An 18,917-nucleotide genomic window follows, 5' to 3' on the forward strand; every position below is an offset into this window, starting at 1 on the left:
GTTTAGTACATTCCCTTCCTCTAAGGAGTTTTCATGAAAAAACAAGATTTGGCGAAGCAGTTGACCTCGCCTTCAAAAAATTCACGGCTGGAGAAATTCGGTAAGACAATCACTTTCCTCTGCTTAATTCTGATTGTCTTCATCGTGGCCATGATCTTACTCTTTGTTGCTCAGAAAGGTCTCTCAACCTTCTTTGTCAACGGGGTCAATATCTTTGATTTCCTCTTTGGCAAAAATTGGCAACCGACGGTCAAGGATGCTCATGGTAACTACATTATGGGGGCCCTGCCAATGATTACAGGTTCCTTCATTGTTACTATTCTCTCTGCCTTGATTGCGACGCCATTTGCTATCGGCGCAGCTATTTTTATGACAGAAATTTCACCCAAGCGTGGGGCAAAACTTTTGCAGCCAGCAATCGAGCTGCTGACAGGGATTCCTTCCGTCGTTTATGGATTTATCGGTTTGCAGGTTATTGTTCCCTTTGTTCGGGCCCTATTTGGGGGAACTGGATTTGGGATTCTCTCAGGAGTCTTCGTTCTCTTTGTTATGATTCTTCCTACGGTGACCTTCATGACAACCGATAGTCTGCGGTCTGTACCCCGTCATTACCGTGAAGCTAGTTTGGCTATGGGGGCAACCCGCTGGCAAACCATCTGGCGAGTTATCCTAAGGGCAGCCAAGCCTGGTATCTTTACCGCAGTTGTCTTTGGTATGGCCCGTGCCTTCGGTGAAGCCCTAGCTATCCAGATGGTGGTTGGGAATTCGGCTGTCATGCCAACCTCTCTGATTACACCAGCCTCAACCCTGACTTCGGTTTTGACCATGGGAATCGGAAATACCGTTATGGGAACGGTTCAAAATAACGTTCTCTGGTCACTTGCCTTGGTTCTCTTGATTATGAGTTTGGCTTTCAATATGTTGATGAAGTTCATCACTAGGGAGAAAAAAGTAAACTATGAACGCTAAAAAAGTTGATAAGATTGTGACAGCTGGTCTCTATACTATTGCTGGCATTATCGTGGCAGTTTTAGCTGCTTTAATTCTTTATATTTTAGTCCGTGGACTTCCGCATGTTACTTGGCATTTTCTGACTGGAAAATCATCCGCTTACCAAGCTGGCGGTGGTATTGGTATTCAGCTCTATAACTCCCTTTTCCTCTTAGTTATCACTCTGATTATCTCCATTCCCTTGTCTATGGGAGCCGGAATCTATCTATCGGAATATGCTAAGAAGGGGCGTTTGATTAATTTTGTAAGGACCTGTATTGAAATCTTGTCCTCCCTGCCTTCGGTTGTTGTTGGTCTTTTTGGTTATTTGATTTTTGTTGTTCAATTCCAGTATGGTTTTTCAATTATTTCTGGTGCCTTGGCTCTGACAGTTTTCAACCTTCCCCAGATGACCCGTACAGTCGAAGACAGCCTTAGAAATATTCACCATACTCAGAGAGAAGCGGGATTAGCCTTAGGTCTATCACGCTGGGAAACTGTTCTGCATGTGGTTATTCCAGAAGCTATTCCAAGCATTATTACTGGGGTAGTTTTAGCTTCTGGTCGGATTTTTGGTGAAGCTGCTGCCCTGATTTATACCGCAGGCCAATCGGCGCCGAGTGTCGACTGGAGTAATTGGAATCCCTTAAGCATCAGTAGTCCTATCTCAATTTTTCGGCAATCGGAAACCTTGGCTGTTCATATTTGGAAGGTGAATAGTGAAGGCACTATCCCTGATGCAACTATGGTTTCTGCTGGTAGTGGCGCCGTTCTTCTGATTTTCATCTTGATTTTCAATTTATCAGCCCGCTATCTCGGTAAGAAAATGCATGCTAGATTAACTTCTGCCAAGTAAGAGGATAACTAATGACTGAATATAATTGGGACGAACGTTATATCATGAGTTTTGAGGGCAAGGAACTAGCCCTGGCAACTAAGGACCTCCATGTTTATTATGGGTCAAAAGAAGCCATCAAAGGTATTGATATGCAGTTCGAAAAGAATAAAATTACGGCTTTTATTGGTCCGTCAGGTTGTGGGAAATCTACCTTCTTACGTAGCCTCAATCGGATGAATGATACCATTGATATTGCAAAAGTAACTGGACAAATCCTCTATGAAGGGATTGATATTAACCGTCCAGAAATTAATGTTTATGAAATGCGCAAACATATCGGCATGGTCTTTCAAAGGCCTAATCCTTTTGCCAAGTCTATTTATAAAAATATCACCTTTGCCCATGAGCGAGCAGGTGTCAAGGATAAAAAAGTTTTAGATGAGATTGTGGAAACCTCATTAAAACAGGCTGCCCTCTGGGATCAGGTTAAGGATGATTTGCACAAGTCAGCCTTTACCCTATCTGGCGGTCAACAACAACGGCTCTGTATTGCTCGGGCTATTTCCGTGAAGCCAGATATTTTGCTCATGGATGAACCGGCCTCAGCCCTTGACCCAATTGCTACCATGCAGCTGGAAGAAACGATGGCTGAACTTAAGGAAGATTACTCTATTATTATTGTTACCCACAATATGCAGCAGGCTGCTCGGGTCAGCGATTATACGGCCTTCTTTTATTTAGGGGACTTGATTGAGTATGATAAGACAAGACATATTTTCCAAAATGCCCACTGTCAATCAACCAGTGATTACGTGTCTGGTCGTTTCGGATAGAAAGGGAACTTATGACGGAACCAATATTACAGGTCAGAGATTTATCTGTTTACTATAATAAGAAAAAAGCTCTGAACAATATTAATATGGATTTCATGCCCAATGAAATTACAACTTTGATTGGGCCATCGGGTTCAGGTAAATCAACCCTGCTTCGGGCGATTAATCGGATGGGAGACCTCAACCCAGAAGTTACATTGACCGGAGCAATCACCTACAATGGTCATAACATATACGGTCCTCGAACCGATACCGTTGAACTTCGAAAGGAGATTGGTATGGTCTTTCAACAGCCCAACCCTTTTCCTATGACCATCTACGAAAATGTGACTTATGGTTTAAGAATTAAGGGGATTCGAGATAAGGCTGTTCTTGATGAAGCTGTTGAAACCTCATTGAAAGGCTCTTCAATCTGGGATGAGGTTAAAGATCGTCTGCATGATTCGGCTCTGGGGCTTTCAGGCGGCCAGCAGCAGCGGGTATGTATTGCCCGAGTTTTAGCAACCAGTCCCAAAATTATTCTAATGGATGAGCCAACATCGGCGCTAGATCCAATATCTTCTGGTAAGATTGAGGAAACTCTTTATGGCTTGAAAGATAAATACACCATGTTGATTGTAACTCGGTCAATGCAGCAGGCTTCACGGATTTCCGATAAGACCGGTTTTTTCCTGGCCGGTGATTTAGTCGAATTTAATTCAACCAAAGAAATGTTTCTCAATCCTGCTCACGAAGAAACTGAAGATTATATCAGTGGTAAATTTGGTTAATGTCTACCGACTAAATAGATAGAAAGAAATAATTTGCTTATGTTACGTACACAATTTGAAGATGAATTAGATAAGTTGCATAATCAGTTTTATGCGATGGGAACGGAAGTCAGTTCTCAAATCAGTAAGACAGTTCGTGCCTTTATCAGTCATGATCGTCAGTTGGCTAAAGAGGTCATTGAAAGTGATGAGATTGTTAATAACTATGAAACTAAGTTAGAAAAGAAATCTCTAGAAATTATTGCCCTCCAACAACCTGTATCAATAGACTTGCGGACTGTAATCACAGTTCTAAAGGCTTCTAGCGACGTTGAACGCATGGGTGACCACGCTTCAGCTATTGCTAAAGCAACCATTCGGATGAAAGGAGAAGAGCGGATTAAGGAAGTTGAGGACCATATCAATAGAATGGGACGAGCGGTTCGTATCATGGTTGAAGAAGCCATGAATGTCTATATTAAGGCGGATGAAGCAGCAGCCTATGCAGTGGCGGCTCACGATGAACATATTGATAACCTCTTTGTTGAGACGCAAAATATGACTGTTGAAGCCATCAAGGCCAATCCTGATGCAGCCTTCGCTGCTAAGGAATACTTTCAAGTTCTTATGTACTTGGAACGAATTGGAGATTATGCTCGCAATATTTGTGAGTGGGTGGTCTATCTGAAGACAGGAAAAATTATCGAACTTTAGTAACGAATATGTTATAATTAAGATTGGTTTTGGCCGATCTTTTTTTGGCCTAAGAAGTGTTATAAATTATAAATTTAAACCAATTAATCAACGATTAAGGAGTCTTATGAATTCAGTAGAACACTTTATTGAAAAGTTTGTCCCTGAAAATTACAATATCTTCTTGGATATTAATCGTCAGGAAAAAACTTTCTCGGGTAACGTTGCCATCAGCGGTGAAGCCCTAAATAATCAGGTTTCTTTCCACCAAAAAGATTTGGCGATTTCGTCCGTCCTTTTGGATAACCAGCCAGTAGAGTTTGAACTTGATCAAGTTGGACAGGCTGTTCATCTTAATCTTCCAGAAACCGGCAGCATGACTCTGGTTTTGGAATTCTCCGGAAAAATCACCGATAATATGACGGGGATTTATCCATCCTACTACAGTGTTGATGGTGTCAAGAAGGAAGTGCTGGCGACCCAATTTGAAAGCCACTTTGCCCGTGAGGCCTTCCCTTCAATTGATGAACCAGAAGCCAAGGCGACCTTTGATTTGGCCATCAAATTTGACCAAGTAGAAGGCGATCTTGTCATCTCCAATATGCCTGAGACAAATGTCCAATTGCGACAAGATACTGGCGTTTGGACCTTTGAGACGACTCCAAGAATGTCCTCCTATCTTTTGGCCTTTGCTCTGGGTGACCTACAAGCTAAGAAGGGGCAAACTAAGAATGGAACGGAAGTCGGAATCTTTGCGACCAAGGCTCACAAACCATCTTCCTTAGACTTTGCCTTAGATATTGCTGTTCGTGTTATTGATTTCTATGAAGACTATTATGGTGTTGCTTACCCAATTCCGCATTCCTATCACTTGGCCCTGCCTGATTTTTCAGCAGGTGCCATGGAAAACTGGGGCCTAGTGACCTATCGGGAAATCTACTTGATTGTGGATGAAAATTCAACGGCAGAAACACGCCAACAAGTTGCTCTCGTTATTGCCCATGAATTGGCCCACCAGTGGTTTGGTAATCTGGTTACTATGAAGTGGTGGGATGATCTCTGGCTCAATGAATCCTTTGCTAATATGATGGAGTATGTTTCTATTGATGCCATTGAGCCAACATGGAATATTTTTGAAGATTTCCAAACAACAGGTGTACCACTGGCTCTCAAGCGGGATGCTACGGATGGAGTTCAATCCGTCCATGTAGCGGTAAATCATCCTGACGAAATCAATACTCTCTTTGACCCAGCTATTGTCTATGCTAAAGGAAGCCGCCTTATGCATATGCTTCGTCGTTGGTTGGGAGATAAGGATTTTGCAGCTGGACTCAAGGCTTATTTTGAAAAACATCAGTATCGCAATACTATTGGTCGCGACCTTTGGAATGCTCTCTCAGCAAGTTCAGATAAGGATGTGGCTAGCTTTATGGATGCTTGGCTGGAACAACCTGGATACCCTCTTGTTACGGCTCAAGTTCTTGATGACAACTTGATTCTCAGTCAGAAGCAGTTCTTTATTGGTGATTATGAGGAGGAGAATCGCCTCTGGCAAATTCCGCTTAATAGCAATTGGTCTGGTCTACCAGATACCCTCTCGCAAGCTAGTTTGACGATACCAAACTACTCTGCGCTAGCTGCTCAAAACGAAGGTGCTCTGCGCTTGAATACGGGTAATACAGCCCACTATATCACCAACTATCAGGGACAGCTTTTAGATGGTATTTTAAATGATTTTGCTGAACTAGATAAGACTTCTAAACTGCAAGTCCTGCAAGAGCGCCGCCTCTTGGCTGAAAGTGGTGAAATTTCTTATGCTGATCTTGTACCTCTGTTGACTATGCTGTCAGAGCAGACATCCTACATGGTTTCTGCAGCTGGCGAACAAATTATTTCAGGACTAAATCGCTTTATTGATGAAGGATCTGACAGTGAGCAAAACTTTAAGCAAGTGATTAAAATGGTTGCTGGACAGAACTTTGCTCGTCTAGGTTTTGAAAAGCGTGATGGAGAAGCAGATGAGGATGAGATGGTTCGCCAATCAGCGATTCGTCTTATGCTTAAGGCAGATGATGAGACAGTAATAGCTGGGGTGCATGAGATTTTCCAAGCCTATCAGAATCAGCTTGAATCAATTCCCGCTGCCATCCGTGCTTCTGTCTTGAACAATGAGATGAAGCATGCTGAGACCCCTGCTCTTGTCCAAGAGTATTTGGATGCTTATGTTACAAGTACTGATGGTATTTTTAAACGACAACTTTCTAATGCCCTCTCAAATACTAAGGATCAAGCTAGCCTGACCCACATTCTGACCCAATGGCAAAACAAGGATGTAGTGAAACCACAGGATTTAGCAACTTGGTATGCCTATTTCCTCCAACATTCCTTTACCCAGATGGAGGTATGGAATTGGTCAAAAGAAAATTGGGAATGGATTAAATCTGCTCTCGGTGGTGACATGAGTTTTGATAAGTTTGTTATTTATCCATCCAATTACTTCAAGACCGAGGAAGCTCTAGCAGATTACAAGACCTTCTTTGAGCCTAAACTGGATGATATGGCCATTTCTCGGAATATCACCATGGGGATTAAAGAAATTGCAGCACGAGTTGCTTTAATCCAGCAAGAAAAGGCTGCAGTTGAAGTAGCCATTGACCTTGCAGCAAAATAAGAAAAAGTAGGGCCTAGATAGTTTTCTGGGTCTTTTTGATAGGGGGAGACAATAGGCGGTGGCAGTGCCATTAGTCAATGTTTTAGACCCATTTCAGCTAGTATTGATAGACTGAAGCAATATCCTAAGATATAAAGGGAGTTTCTATGGTTTTGCTGGGAAATGATTATTCTTAGCTGAATTTTTATCTACCCTTTGTTGGAATAGGTTAGGACAAGTCGTTAGAATTATGGTAAGATAGAATGAAGATTGGAGTATTGTTCAATGATTAAAATTTTATTAGTAGAAGATGATTTAAGTCTTTCAAATTCCGTCTATGATTTTCTAGATGACTTTGCTGAAGTTACCCAAGTCTTTGATGGAGAAGAAGGCCTATTTGAAGCAGAAACTGGTGTTTATGACTTGATTCTGCTTGATTTGATGTTGCCAGAAAAAGATGGTTTCACCGTTCTTAAGGAATTACGTGATAAGGGTGTTGCAACCCCTGTTTTGATTACAACCGCCAAAGAAGCACTTGATGATAAAGGACATGGTTTTGAACTGGGTGCCGATGATTATCTGACCAAGCCTTTCTACTTGGAAGAATTAAAGATGCGGATTCAGGCCCTTTTGAAGCGTTCAGGTAAAATCAATGATAAGTTGCTGACCTATGGCGATTTAGAATGTGATACCTCCACTAATACCGTTACTGTAAATGGTAAGATTGTCGAATTGTTGGGTAAGGAATTTGACCTCTTGGTTTATTTCTTGCAAAATCAAAATGTTATCTTACCTAAGACACAAATTTTTGATAGAATTTGGGGCTTTGATAGTGATACAACAGTTTCTGTTGTTGAGGTCTATGTTTCTAAGATTCGTAAAAAATTAAAGGGAACGGATTTCGAAAAATGTCTACAAACACTGCGCAGTGTGGGGTATATTCTAAAGGATGTTAAATAAGTTAAAGAAGAGGATCTTTTCTGAAGGGTTCTCGACTTTTCTTCACTTCCTATCCGTTTTCACTGTTATTTTCCTAGTGATGACCATTCTGATTTTGCAAATTATGCGGATTGGAATCTACTCATCGGTTGACGATAATCTCAACAAGGCTGTAGATAGTGTTGATTCTTATATCTACATGAATATGTACAGAGCTAGCCTTTATTCAGCCTTTGGCGGAAAAAATAATTCTGATTTATCTGTTTTAACCGATGGTGATGAATTTTTAGGAAACGGGACAACTTTGCCTGGTAATGCTAATTCAACGGTGAATCAAAGTCCAAATAAATCTCATGTTGAATTGAATGCAACTATTGAAACCATTATATATGACAAGAATGGTAAGGTACTTAATAGCTCGGAAATATTTTCTGGTCTTAATAAGCTGAAAATTGATAAGAGTGAGCTAGGCGAGGTTAACGAGGTTAGTGTTAACGGTAGCTTTCGTGAAAAGGAGCATTATCGGTATAAGACTGTCTCGGTGTCGGACAAGCAATTCCCAAAGGTTGCTTATGTGACGATTGCTATTAGTGTTAACCAATTAGATAGTGCCAATTCTCGCTATCAAATTATTATCATTACGGTTATGATTATTTTCTGGCTCTTATCTGTCTTTGCCAGTGTTTATCTGGCTAATTGGTCGCGTAAGCCAATTCTTGAAAGTTATGAGAAACAGAAGAATTTTGTAGAAGATGCCAGTCATGAGTTGAGGACGCCTCTAACGGTTCTCCAAAATCGTTTGGAAAGTCTTTTTCGTAAGCCTGATGAGACCATTTTGGATAATTACGAGACTGTCGCCTCTAGTTTGGAAGAAGTTCGGAATATGCGGATTTTAACCACGAATCTTTTGAATCTGGCTAGACGTGATGACAAACTTAATCCAGAAATTGAAGAAATTGAACCTAATTTCTTCGACAATATTTTTGAGAATTATAGTTTAATTGCTGAGGAAAGTGGCAAAGTCCTATCTTGTAGCAACCAATTAAGGACCTCAATCAAGTCGGATAAGACCTTGATTAAACAAGTTATGACTATCCTTTTTGATAATGCTGTTAAGTATACTGGAGATGACGGTGCTATAAGGATTACTGTTTCCAATAGTGATAGAAAGCTGGTTATTACTGTTGCGGATAATGGTTCGGGAATCAGTGAAGAAGACAAATCGAAAATTTTCGATCGATTTTATCGGATTGACAAGGCGCGAACCCGGCAGACTGGTGGTTTTGGTCTAGGACTATCCTTAGCTAAGCAGATTGTTGAAGCTTTGAAGGGGACTATTGCTGTTCGAGATAACACACCCACGGGTACTGTTTTTGAAATTAAATTAAATACTTAAAAAGACCTGTCGCTTTTATAGCGGCGGTCTTTTCATCTGCCCAAAATATTGGAGATTTTCTTTTTAAAGATGTTATTTCCAGTAAATAAAAAAACCTCCAAAGGGAGGTGAATTTTAGCCAAGTTTAGCTGCAAGACGAGCTTTATCACGGCTAGCTTTGTTCTTGTGAATCAAACCTTTAGAATGAGCTTTATCGATTGCTGAGCTAGCAGCACGGAAAAGTTCTTCAGATGGGTTTGCTTCAAAAGCTTTGATTGTAGTACGCAAAGCTGATTTTTGAGCTGAGTTCTTTTCGTTTTGCTTAACGTTAAGTTCAGCACGCTTGATAGCTGATTTAATATTTGCCAAAGTTTTCACCTCCATTTTTACTAACCATTCCATTATATAGGAAATGGCTGGCTTTGACAAGTCCCAATCACTTTTTCAGGTAAATTTTATCAATCTTATGATTATGAGATTTGTGGAGAATAAGTTCGGCACGATTGCGAGTTGGCTCGATATAATTTTCTAAATTGACTAGATTAACACTTTGCCAAGTTTTCTTGGAAATGGCTAGAGCCTCCTTTAAGTCTAACTGAGTAAAAGAATAGTAGTAGTTTTTCTGATCAGTTTTAGCCAATTCCAGAAGGGTCTGGAAACGTTCCAGATACCATTTCTCAATATGGACAATTTCAGCATCAATATAGATAGAGAAGTCATAGTAGTCGTTCATATAGAGACGGTGGTTTTGCTGGTTTTGAAAGACATTGATGCCTTCGACGATAAGAAAATCTGGTGCTTGAATCGTTTCTTTTTGTCCGGGGACAATATCATAGATTTCATGCGAATAGACTGGAATGGAAAGGGTCTGACCATTCTTCATACCATCTAGGAAATTAATCAGCCGCTCCATGTCATAACTTTCGGGAAAGCCCTTCTTATCCAAGATTCCCTTGTCAATCAGAGTTTGATTGGGGTAGAGAAAACCATCGGTGGTCACCATCTCGACGCGACTATTTTTGAAAGTCCGAGCTAGAAGCAGTTGCAGGAGTCGGCTCGTGGTTGATTTTCCGACAGCAACAGAACCTGAAATGCCAATGATAAAAGGCCTTTTTTTAGCCTGCTTTTGCAGGAAAATTCCCTTGGCAAAGCTGAGATTTTCCTGAGCATTTTTATAGATTTGAACGAGACTGATCAGTGGCAGGTAGACATCCCTGACATCCTGAATGTCAATCTTATCATTGAGACTTTTAATGGAATCCAACTCTGCTTGAGTCAAGGGTGCTTGTTCAGCCTGATGCAAGCCCTGCCAGTTTCGCCGGCTGATTTCTTCAAAATTGATAAATTCATGAGACATAGGACTATTGTAGCACAATTTATGATAAAATGAGGTGACTCAAAAAGGGAGAAAATAAAGAAAAATGGCCAAGATGTACTATGCTCAAAACCCTGATGCTCAGCATGATATCCACGATTTGCAGGTTCAGCTGCTAGGGGAGATTTTTAACTTCTATACCGACTCTGGCGTCTTCTCGAAAAAAATGATTGATTACGGCAGCCAGGTTCTTTTGTCTGCCCTGAATTTTTCAGCCGATCAAAGTCTCTTGGATGTGGGCTGTGGTTATGGCCCCTTGGGAATTAGCCTAGCTAAGGTTCAATGCTTAGAGGTGACCATGGTTGATATTAACCAGCGAGCCCTGGATTTGGCCCAAAAGAATGCCCAACGTAATGGTGTGAGGGTTAAGGTCTTCCAATCCAATGTTTATGAAGCGGTTGAGGACAGTTTTGACCATATTATTAGCAATCCTCCCATTCGAGCTGGAAAACAAGTTGTTCATGAAATTTTGGCAGGAGCTTACGGCCATCTCAATCAGGGAGGCAGTTTGACCATCGTCATCCAGAAGAAACAAGGGGCTCCTAGTGCCAAGTCCAAAATGGAGCAAGTTTTTGGCAATGTTGACCTTGTCAAAAAAGATAAGGGCTACTATATCTTAAGGAGTATCAAGGAATGAGAGCAGTTGATTTAATTCAGAAAAAACGTAATGGAGGTCAATTGACAACTGAGGAAATCCAGTGGCTGATTGGCGGCTATGTGAAGGGAACTGTGCCGGATTATCAAATGTCTGCCTTTGCTATGGCGACCTACTTCAAGGGAATGACTATGGCTGAAACCCGTGATTTGACCATGGCTATGGTTGCTTCGGGTGACCAGCTTGATTTGTCTGCCATTCCTGGGATCAAGGTTGACAAGCATTCGACCGGTGGTGTCGGTGATAAGGTCACCTTGATTCTGGCTCCTTTGGTCACTAGTTTTGGTGTCCCTGTTGCTAAGATGAGTGGAAAAGGCTTGGGGCATACGGGTGGCACCCTTGATAAACTAGAGTCAATCAAGGGCTACCAGATTGAAGTTGCAGAAGCGGCCTTTATTAAACAGGTCCAAGATATTGGCATTGCTGTCATTGGCCAATCCGAGCAGATGGTCAAGGCCGACAAACTTCTCTATGCCCTGCGGGATGTTACCGCAACGGTTGATACCATGCCCTTAATTGCCAGTTCGGTGATGTCTAAAAAGATTGCTGCTGGCTCTGATGCTATTATGTTGGACGTCACTGTGGGTGATGGTGCCTTCATGAAGACCGTTGAAGAGGCTGAGAAGCTGTCGCGAACCATGGTGGACTTGGGAAAAGAAGTCGGCCGTCAGACCATCGCTGTCATGACCAATATGAGCCAGCCCTTGGGCCAGGCTATCGGCAATCGTTTGGAAGTCCTTGAAGCTGTACAAATCATGCAGGGAAAGGGTCGGGTCGATATAAGAGACTTTATCTGTCAGCTGGCCCAGATTATGCTCAAGCTGGGTGGCCTAGAGGTTGGTCTAGATGATATTGAGCAATACCTAACCCAGGGTCAAGCCTTGAAGAAGTTTGAAGAGTTAGTAGCTGCCCAGGGTGGACAAGTGCAAGACATCTATCGTCCTGTCAAAACCAAGTTTGTCTATGAAGTCAAGGCTGAGCAGTCGGGCTATATAGCAGAATTGCCCGCTCTCTACTTTGGTCGCTTCGCCATGGAAATCGGAGCTGGCCGTGCCGTAAAATCCGACCAATTAGACTATGATGCGGGAATTTTGTTCGATAAAAAAGTGGGGGATGCGGTTTCAGAAGGAGAATTATTGGCAAAAATCTACTCCAATCAAGAAATCCCTCAAAAAAAGATTACAGAATTCGCAAAAAATGTTACAATAAATAACGTAAAAGTCCATAGAAAAGAAATACTAAAAATTATTGATTAGGAGAGAGATGTCAATTAATAAGTATATTGATCACACCTTGCTTAAGCCAGAGGCTAGTCAGGAACAGATTGATAAATTATTGGCCGAGGCTAAAGAATATGACTTTGCCTCAGTCTGCGTAAATCCCTACTGGGTTGCACGTTCTGCCCAAGCCTTAAAGGATTCGGACGTTAAGGTTTGTACTGTTATTGGTTTCCCTTTGGGAGCCAATACAACAGCGGTCAAGGTCTTTGAAACTAAGGATGCCATTGCCAACGGAGCTGATGAAGTGGACATGGTGATCAATATCGGTCAGTTGAAGTCTGGCAACTATGAAGCTGTCAAAGAAGATATTAAAGCCTTGGTTGAAGCATCTGGAGATAAGTTGCTTAAGGTCATTATTGAAACCTGTCTATTGACCGATGATGAGAAGGTTAAGGCCTGTCAATTGGCTGTAGAAGCAGGGGCAGACTATGTCAAGACCTCAACTGGCTTCTCAACCGGTGGTGCTACAGTTGCTGATGTGAAATTGATGCGTCAAACTGTCGGTGATAAGGTCGGTGTCAAGGCCTCTGGTGGTGCTCGTAGTTACGAGGATGCCAAGGCCTTTGTTGAGGCCAGTGCAAATCGAATTGGGGCATCAGCTGGTGTCGCCATCGTCCAAGGAGAAAAGGCCAGTGGCAACAAGTAATTTAGACTTGCTCCAGCTGGCCAAAGAAGCTAGCCAGAAGGCCTATGCTCCCTATTCACACTTTCCGGTTGGAGCAGCTATCAAGACCAAGTCTGGGCAAGTTTTTCAAGGCTGTAATATCGAGAATGCTAGTCTAGGCCTGACCAACTGTGCCGAAAGGACGGCTATCTTTAAGGCAGTCTCTGAAGGTTACCAGGACTTTGTTGGCTTGGCCATTTATGGTCATACCGATCAGCCAATCTCTCCCTGCGGAGCTTGTCGGCAGGTTATGACTGAGTTCTTTGATTTTTCTTGCCCCGTTACCCTTATTTCTAAAGACGGTACGACAGTCGAGATGACAGTCGGTGAGTTATTACCATACTCATTTCAGGGCCAAGAATGGGCACCTGCTAAACATTTGGATTAGACCTTCGGGTTTAAGATATTTTGCAACTTAGTTGCGACTTTTTAGAGGAGGAGTTCATTCATGAAGATGAACAAAAAACTTATTGGCTTAGGTTTGGCAGTGGTTGCCATCCTATCACTTGGTGCATGTAGCCGTTCGTCTCAATCGTCATCCAGCAAGGTTAAGGCTGCGATCGTTACTGATACTGGTGGGGTTGATGATAAGTCCTTTAACCAGTCTGCCTGGGAAGGTATGAAGGCTTGGGGTAAAGAAAATAAACTCAAGGAAAAGACCGACTACACTTACTTCCAATCTAAGAGTGAATCTGATTATGCAACTAATCTTGATGCTGCTCAAAACAAAGGCTTCAATCTTGTCTTCGGTATTGGCTACAACTTGCATGATGCTATTAGCGATGCGGCTAAGGCTAATACAAAAACCAATTATGTTTTGATTGACTCTGAAGTTATTGGTCAAAAGAATGTGGCCAGCGTTCTCTTTGCCGATAACGAAGGTGCTTACTTGGCAGGTATCGCAGCAGCTATGCAAACCAAGACTAACCATGTTGGTTTCGTTGGTGGGGTTAAATCAGACACTATTACCCGTTTTGAAACTGGCTTCAAGGCAGGTGTCGCTTCGGTAAACAAGGACATCAAGGTAGATGTTCAATATGTTGGTTCTTATAATGACGCAACCAATGGTAAGGGTATCGCTGATTCAATGTATTCGAGTGGTGCTGATGTCATCTACCATGCTGCAGGTGCTTCTGGTACTGGTGTTTTCACCGCTGCCAAGGATATTGACCAAAAACTTTCTGCAGACAGCAAGGACAAGGTTTGGGTAATCGGTGTTGACCGTGACCAAACTGACGAAGGTAACTACAAAGCGACCGATAAAGAATCTAACTTTGTTTTGACCTCTACCATCAAGGAAGTTGGTACTGTTGTTAAGGATATTGCCAATGACCAATTGGACGGTAAGAAGTTCCAAGCTAAGACAACAACTTATGGTTTGAAGGACAAGGGTGTTGATATTGTCACCAATAACCTGCCAGAAAAGACCAAGAAGGCTGTTGAATCTGCTAAGAAGGACATCATTGACGGTAAAACTACTGTTAAAGATGGTGTTAAAAACAAATAAGTAACTTGAGAGAGGGATAAGCAAATTGCGAACTAACCTTAGTGAATTGCTTTCTCCTCCCTAGTTCCTTAGTCTTGAAAGGGCGACCTAAAGGGTCGCTTTTTCAGAGTAAGGCTGAGATTTTTATTTCAGTTAAGAGACCCATAGCTTGGGGAAACGAGTACTCTTTGCAGTTAAAAACTTTCAACTGACAGCCTAGTATGGTCATGTCTTACTAAAACGATAGAATTTCTTAGCCGATGAGGTAAGGGGGGAGTGATACTTTCACCAAAGTGGTATTATTAGTAGCAACTGTGCTTGTTGCTACTAATAACGGAAATTTTGAGAGAGGTTTAGTCCGGTGGACTAAATCTGTCTGAGCCTAAAAACTAGAGAGCGAAGGGCTCAAAATTTATCACGGGGCAAAGATATCAGCTACTAAAGTAGCGATGTCTAACGCCAATCACTATAAGGATTGGCTAGCCCCCTGATTAACTCGGTTAGCCCAGTAAAATCGACTGGCTTAACCTCGTGTAACAATGAAACTCCATCAGGAGTTTGCTTGCGTCCGCACTTTTTACGAAAGTATCCATTGGTAGTTTTGATTTTAATTCAGTATAAGAAGTAGTAGACAAGGCAGGTTCGCCCGTTTCTATCAGAACTGGCGGTCCCAATGAGTCTCTTAACTGTCCTAAAAATTTAGAAGAAAGGGAACATCTATGACACAAGAAACTGTCATTGAAATGCGGAATATCACTAAAAAATTTGGTGATTTTGTCGCTAACGAGCATATTAATCTTGACGTCAGGTCTGGAGAAATCCATGCCCTGCTAGGTGAAAATGGTGCTGGTAAATCAACTCTGATGAATATGTTGTCAGGCTTGTTGGAGCCAACAGAGGGAGAGATTTTTCTAAAAGGTCAGGTTGTCAAGCTGGATTCACCTTCCAAATCAGCCAACCTAGGTATCGGTATGGTTCACCAACACTTTATGTTGGTGGATGCTTTTACAGTCACAGAAAATATTATTCTGGGAAGTGAAGTTACCAAGGGAGCCATGCTGGATTTGAAGAAGGCTAGCCAAACCATTAAGGACCTATCGGAAAAATATGGTCTGGCTGTTGATCCTGAGGCTAAGGTTGCCGATATTTCTGTTGGTGCCCAGCAGCGGGTGGAAATCCTCAAAACCCTCTATCGGGGAGCCGATATTCTCATTTTTGATGAACCAACAGCCGTTTTGACTCCTGCAGAGATTGCTGATTTGCTGGAAATTATGCGTAATCTTGTCAAGGAGGGCAAGTCCATCATCCTGATTACCCATAAGTTGGATGAAATTAGGGCTGTCGCTGACCGAGTGACGGTTATCCGTCAGGGTAAATCCATTGAAACAGTTTCTGTGGAAGGAACCAGCAGTAAGGAACTGGCTGAAATGATGGTCGGTCGGGCCGTCTCCTTCAAAACTGATAAAAAGGCTTCCCAACCCAAAGATACAGTTCTGGCCATCAAAGATTTGGTAATCAATGAAAATCGTGGCGTTCCAGCTGTCAAAGGCCTCTCTCTTGATGTCAAGGGCGGTGAAATTGTTGGGATTGCTGGAATTGACGGCAATGGTCAGACCGAGTTAATTCAAGCTATTACAGGTCTTCGCAAGGCCAAGTCTGGCTCGATAAAGATTAAAGGACAGGAAGTAACAGATGCTAGTCCCCGCCATATTACGGAGATGAGTGTCGGTCATATTCCTGAAGACCGTCATCGTGATGGTATGGTCCTAGAAATGACTCTGGCGGAAAACATGGCCCTGCAGACCTATTATCAAGAGCCTTTCAGTCACCATGGTATTCTCGACTATAATTATATTAATAAGAATGCTAGACGCTTGATGGAAGAATTTGATGTTCGGGCTGCCAGCGAATTGGTTTCGGCCGGTTCCCTCTCGGGTGGTAACCAGCAAAAGGCTGTTATCGCTCGCGAAATTGACCGTGACCCTGACTTGTTGGTTGTCAGTCAGCCGACACGGGGCTTGGATGTCGGAGCTATCGAATATATCCGTAAGCGGCTGGTAGCTGAGCGTGATAAGGGCAAGGCCGTCATCGTTGTCAGCTTTGAATTGGATGAAATTCTGGATCTATCAGACCGGATTGCGGTTATTCATGATGGTAAGATTCAAGGTATTCTTGATCCTAGTCAAACCAATAAACAAGAGCTGGGTATTTTGATGGCTGGTGGCCAATTAGAGAAGGAGGAAGCCCATGTCTAAAAAAATGCAGAACTGGACAGTACCTCTGATTGCTGTCTTCTTGGGAATGATAGCAGGAGCTGTTCTCATGCTCATCTTTGGCTATAATCCTATCTTTGCTTACAATGATTTGTTGTATACTTCCCTCTTTTCTTCTGTTAAGAATATTGGTGAAGTATTGGCACAGACCGGACCGCTTATTTTGATTGCCTTAGGTTTTGCAGTATCCTCCAAGGCTGGTTTTTTCAATGTTGGTCTTCCGGGACAAGCTCTGGCAGGTTGGTTCGTTGCTGCCTGGTTTGCCCTCCTCCATCCCGATTTTCCTAAGCCAGTTTCAATCTTGGCAACAGTTCTGATTGCTCTGATTGCTGGTGGTCTCATTGGAGCTATTCCTGGTATTCTCAGGGCCTATCTGGGAACCAGTGAAGTTATTGTCACCATTATGATGAACTATATAGTTCTCTATTTGACTCAGGGGCTGATTGGTAATTTTTCAAAATCGATTATGAGAACGACAGAAGCCACCCAAAAGGTTTCTCAGTCGTCTTCCTATCAAACGGACTTTCTCAGAAATCTAACCGAGGGCTCCCACTTTAACCTGGGCTTCTTTATGGCTTTGATTGCCGTGGTCATCATTTGGTTCCTGATGAAGAAAACCAAAACCGGTTATGAAATTACAGCGGTTGGTCTTAATCCAAATGCTGCCCAATATGCTGGGATGTCTGCCAAGAGAACGATTGCCCTTTCTATGGTTATCTCTGGGGCCCTCTCAGGTCTGGGAGGAGCAGTCTATGGTTTGGGTTACTTCGAGAACTTCTTCGAGCAGTATTCTTCCCTGCAAATCGGTTGGGATGGAATGGCGGTAGCTCTCTTGGCTTCCAACAATCCGATTGCCATTCCCTTTGCCGCTCTTCTCTACGGAATCCTAGCTATCGGTAAAACTGGTATGCAGGATGTTCCTCAAGAAGTTATTGATGTTGTTTCGGCTTTGATTATCTTCTTTGTTGGATCTAATTATATTATTCGCCGTTATATCAAACTGCGTAAGCAAACAGCTAGCAAAGGAGAAAAATCATGATAGCAGTTATTGCCACAATTGTGGCTTCAACCCTCAGTTATGCGACTCCCTTGATTTTTACCTCAATCGGAGGTACCTTCTCTGAACGTGGCGGTATCGTCAACGTCGGTTTGGAAGGTATCATGGTTATGGGTGCCTTCTCAGGTGTTGTCTTCAATCTAAGCTTCGCTGATCAATTTGGTAAAGCAACTCCCTGGCTTGGCTGTCTGGTTGCTGGTTTGGTTGGCTTAGTCTATTCTTGTCTGCATGCTTTGGCGACGATTAACTTTCGTGCTGACCATGTGGTCTCGGGTACCGTCCTCAACTTGATTGCCCCATCTTTGGCGGTCTTTCTCTGTCGTTTCCTCTACAATGGTAATGGGCAAACACCGACCATCAAGGTGAATTTCAGCACCAGTTCGGTTCCACTTCTCAAGGATATCCCGATTTTGGGCCGGATTTTCTTCACCAATATTCCAATTTTGGCTTATGTGGCGATTATTTTCTCCTTCCTTGCCTACTTCATTATCTTTAAGATCCGTTTTGGTCTGCGTCTGCGCTCTGTTGGTGAACATCCCCAAGCAGCTGATACTTTAGGAATTAATGTCTCTCTCATACGCTATGCAGGTGTCCTGATTTCTGGTTTCCTCGGTGGTGTTGGGGGTGCAGCCTATGTCCAATTGAATTCTAATAACTTTAGTATTGGAACAATTGTTGGGCCAGGTTTCATCGCTCTGGCAGCCATGATTTTTGGCCGCTGGAATCCAATCGGAGCTATGCTGTCCAGCCTTTTCTTCGGACTGCCGCAGTCTCTGGTTAACAGTACCAGCCAAATTCCAATTTTGGCCCACATTCCAGGACCATATCTGAAAACAATCCCTTATATCATCACTATCTTGGTTCTGGCCGTCTTCTTTGGTAAGGCCGTCGCTCCTAAGGCAGATGGTGTCAACTATATTAAATCTAAGTAGAATTTTTATCAATCAAAGCAGAAGGCTAGAATCAGCAGATCCTGGCCTTTTAACCTATTCTTTAGAATGTAACTATGATAAAATGGAAGTAGTGAGAACGAGTATTTTTATAGAATTGGGAGTTTTGT

18 protein-coding genes are annotated in these 18,917 nt (G+C 42.5%); 16 read left to right on the top strand and 2 right to left on the bottom strand.

The features are described 5' to 3' along the window. Positions 1–33 precede the first annotated feature (33 nt). The 8 genes from pstC to BS63_RS0102905 all read left to right on the top strand — a co-directional run bounded on the left by pstC (position 34) and on the right by BS63_RS0102905 (position 9,088). Positions 34–969 carry a phosphate ABC transporter permease subunit PstC gene (gene pstC, locus BS63_RS0102870; protein WP_002961538.1) on the top strand — a complete coding sequence of 312 codons (936 nt, stop codon included), beginning with the start codon at positions 34–36 and terminating at the stop codon, positions 967–969. Continuing rightward, complete coding sequence (pstA, locus tag BS63_RS0102875; protein WP_002961536.1) at positions 959–1,846, top strand: phosphate ABC transporter permease PstA; 888 nt, start codon at positions 959–961, stop codon at positions 1,844–1,846. The genes pstC and pstA overlap by 11 nt, the downstream gene beginning before the upstream one ends. An 11-nt stretch (positions 1,847–1,857) precedes the next feature. Next, entirely contained in the window at positions 1,858–2,661 is an 804-nt protein-coding gene (gene pstB, locus BS63_RS0102880; protein WP_002961532.1) for a phosphate ABC transporter ATP-binding protein PstB, read from the top strand. 11 nt (positions 2,662–2,672) lie between these two features. Continuing rightward, a complete protein-coding gene (pstB, locus tag BS63_RS0102885) occupies positions 2,673–3,431 on the top strand; it encodes a phosphate ABC transporter ATP-binding protein PstB (RefSeq protein ID WP_002961529.1) in 759 nt (252 codons plus the stop codon). A gap of 39 nt (positions 3,432–3,470) precedes the next feature. Further along, positions 3,471–4,124 carry a phosphate signaling complex protein PhoU gene (gene phoU / locus BS63_RS0102890; RefSeq protein WP_002961527.1) on the top strand — a complete coding sequence of 218 codons (654 nt, stop codon included), beginning with the start codon at positions 3,471–3,473 and terminating at the stop codon, positions 4,122–4,124. Positions 4,125–4,230: 106 nt separating this feature from the next. Beyond that, positions 4,231–6,774, top strand: a complete 2,544-nt coding sequence (locus BS63_RS0102895; protein WP_002961526.1) for a M1 family metallopeptidase — start codon at positions 4,231–4,233, stop codon at positions 6,772–6,774. Between the two features lie 264 nt (positions 6,775–7,038). Further along, entirely contained in the window at positions 7,039–7,713 is a 675-nt protein-coding gene (locus BS63_RS0102900; protein ID WP_002961524.1) for a response regulator transcription factor, read from the top strand. After that, positions 7,703–9,088: a sensor histidine kinase gene (locus BS63_RS0102905; RefSeq protein ID WP_002961522.1), complete on the top strand. Its 1,386-nt coding sequence runs from the start codon at positions 7,703–7,705 to the stop codon at positions 9,086–9,088. The genes BS63_RS0102900 and BS63_RS0102905 overlap by 11 nt, the downstream gene beginning before the upstream one ends. A gap of 114 nt (positions 9,089–9,202) precedes the next feature. Here BS63_RS0102905 and rpsT read toward each other — a convergent pair whose 3' ends face one another. Then, positions 9,203–9,451 (bottom strand): 30S ribosomal protein S20, encoded by a 249-nt coding sequence (gene rpsT / locus BS63_RS0102910; protein ID WP_019772096.1) that lies wholly within the window; start codon positions 9,449–9,451, stop codon positions 9,203–9,205. 52 nt (positions 9,452–9,503) lie between these two features. Beyond that, on the bottom strand, positions 9,504–10,424 hold the full coding sequence (gene coaA / locus BS63_RS0102915) for a type I pantothenate kinase (RefSeq protein WP_002961520.1): 921 nt from the start codon (positions 10,422–10,424) through the stop codon (positions 9,504–9,506). A 64-nt stretch (positions 10,425–10,488) separates the two neighbouring features. Here coaA and BS63_RS0102920 point away from each other — a divergent pair, with 64 nt between their 5' ends. The 8 genes from BS63_RS0102920 to BS63_RS0102955 all read left to right on the top strand — a co-directional run bounded on the left by BS63_RS0102920 (position 10,489) and on the right by BS63_RS0102955 (position 18,789). After that, a complete protein-coding gene (locus BS63_RS0102920) occupies positions 10,489–11,079 on the top strand; it encodes a class I SAM-dependent methyltransferase (RefSeq protein ID WP_019777495.1) in 591 nt (196 codons plus the stop codon). After that, positions 11,076–12,353, top strand: coding sequence for a pyrimidine-nucleoside phosphorylase (locus BS63_RS0102925; RefSeq protein WP_002963359.1), 1,278 nt, complete (start codon positions 11,076–11,078; stop codon positions 12,351–12,353). The genes BS63_RS0102920 and BS63_RS0102925 overlap by 4 nt, the downstream gene beginning before the upstream one ends. A gap of 7 nt (positions 12,354–12,360) precedes the next feature. Next, on the top strand, positions 12,361–13,023 hold the full coding sequence (deoC, locus tag BS63_RS0102930) for a deoxyribose-phosphate aldolase (protein ID WP_002963360.1): 663 nt from the start codon (positions 12,361–12,363) through the stop codon (positions 13,021–13,023). Next, entirely contained in the window at positions 13,010–13,429 is a 420-nt protein-coding gene (locus BS63_RS0102935) for a cytidine deaminase (RefSeq protein WP_002963361.1), read from the top strand. The genes deoC and BS63_RS0102935 overlap by 14 nt, the downstream gene beginning before the upstream one ends. A gap of 66 nt (positions 13,430–13,495) precedes the next feature. Then, the gene (locus BS63_RS0102940) at positions 13,496–14,548 is read left to right on the top strand and encodes a BMP family lipoprotein (protein ID WP_157722639.1); all 1,053 of its coding nucleotides are present in this window, start codon (positions 13,496–13,498) and stop codon (positions 14,546–14,548) included. A 698-nt stretch (positions 14,549–15,246) separates the two neighbouring features. Continuing rightward, positions 15,247–16,782: an ABC transporter ATP-binding protein gene (locus tag BS63_RS0102945; RefSeq protein ID WP_028798423.1), complete on the top strand. Its 1,536-nt coding sequence runs from the start codon at positions 15,247–15,249 to the stop codon at positions 16,780–16,782. Continuing rightward, positions 16,775–17,839 carry an ABC transporter permease gene (locus BS63_RS0102950; RefSeq protein WP_002960331.1) on the top strand — a complete coding sequence of 355 codons (1,065 nt, stop codon included), beginning with the start codon at positions 16,775–16,777 and terminating at the stop codon, positions 17,837–17,839. Before BS63_RS0102945 ends, BS63_RS0102950 begins: the two co-directional genes overlap by 8 nt. Next, a complete protein-coding gene (locus tag BS63_RS0102955) occupies positions 17,836–18,789 on the top strand; it encodes an ABC transporter permease (RefSeq protein ID WP_002960330.1) in 954 nt (317 codons plus the stop codon). Before BS63_RS0102950 ends, BS63_RS0102955 begins: the two co-directional genes overlap by 4 nt. Positions 18,790–18,917 lie beyond the last annotated feature (128 nt).

The organism is Streptococcus sobrinus DSM 20742 = ATCC 33478, assembly GCF_000686605.1.
Classification (GTDB): Bacteria; Bacillota; Bacilli; order Lactobacillales; family Streptococcaceae; genus Streptococcus; species Streptococcus sobrinus.

Bases quoted from the DNA above. Each gene is read 5' to 3' on its own strand.
- pstC (WP_002961538.1), top strand. From the start codon at position 34: ATGAAAAAACAAGATTTGGCGAAGCAGTTGACCTCGCCTTCAAAAAAT.
- pstA (WP_002961536.1), top strand. From the start codon at position 959: ATGAACGCTAAAAAAGTTGATAAGATTGTGACAGCTGGTCTCTATACT.
- pstB (WP_002961532.1), top strand. From the start codon at position 1,858: ATGACTGAATATAATTGGGACGAACGTTATATCATGAGTTTTGAGGGC.
- pstB (WP_002961529.1), top strand. From the start codon at position 2,673: ATGACGGAACCAATATTACAGGTCAGAGATTTATCTGTTTACTATAAT.
- phoU (WP_002961527.1), top strand. From the start codon at position 3,471: ATGTTACGTACACAATTTGAAGATGAATTAGATAAGTTGCATAATCAG.
- BS63_RS0102895 (WP_002961526.1), top strand. From the start codon at position 4,231: ATGAATTCAGTAGAACACTTTATTGAAAAGTTTGTCCCTGAAAATTAC.
- BS63_RS0102900 (WP_002961524.1), top strand. From the start codon at position 7,039: ATGATTAAAATTTTATTAGTAGAAGATGATTTAAGTCTTTCAAATTCC.
- BS63_RS0102905 (WP_002961522.1), top strand. From the start codon at position 7,703: ATGTTAAATAAGTTAAAGAAGAGGATCTTTTCTGAAGGGTTCTCGACT.
- rpsT (WP_019772096.1), bottom strand. From the start codon at position 9,451: ATGGAGGTGAAAACTTTGGCAAATATTAAATCAGCTATCAAGCGTGCT.
- coaA (WP_002961520.1), bottom strand. From the start codon at position 10,424: ATGTCTCATGAATTTATCAATTTTGAAGAAATCAGCCGGCGAAACTGG.
- BS63_RS0102920 (WP_019777495.1), top strand. From the start codon at position 10,489: ATGGCCAAGATGTACTATGCTCAAAACCCTGATGCTCAGCATGATATC.
- BS63_RS0102925 (WP_002963359.1), top strand. From the start codon at position 11,076: ATGAGAGCAGTTGATTTAATTCAGAAAAAACGTAATGGAGGTCAATTG.
- deoC (WP_002963360.1), top strand. From the start codon at position 12,361: ATGTCAATTAATAAGTATATTGATCACACCTTGCTTAAGCCAGAGGCT.
- BS63_RS0102940 (WP_157722639.1), top strand. From the start codon at position 13,496: ATGAACAAAAAACTTATTGGCTTAGGTTTGGCAGTGGTTGCCATCCTA.
- BS63_RS0102945 (WP_028798423.1), top strand. From the start codon at position 15,247: ATGACACAAGAAACTGTCATTGAAATGCGGAATATCACTAAAAAATTT.
- BS63_RS0102950 (WP_002960331.1), top strand. From the start codon at position 16,775: ATGTCTAAAAAAATGCAGAACTGGACAGTACCTCTGATTGCTGTCTTC.
- BS63_RS0102955 (WP_002960330.1), top strand. From the start codon at position 17,836: ATGATAGCAGTTATTGCCACAATTGTGGCTTCAACCCTCAGTTATGCG.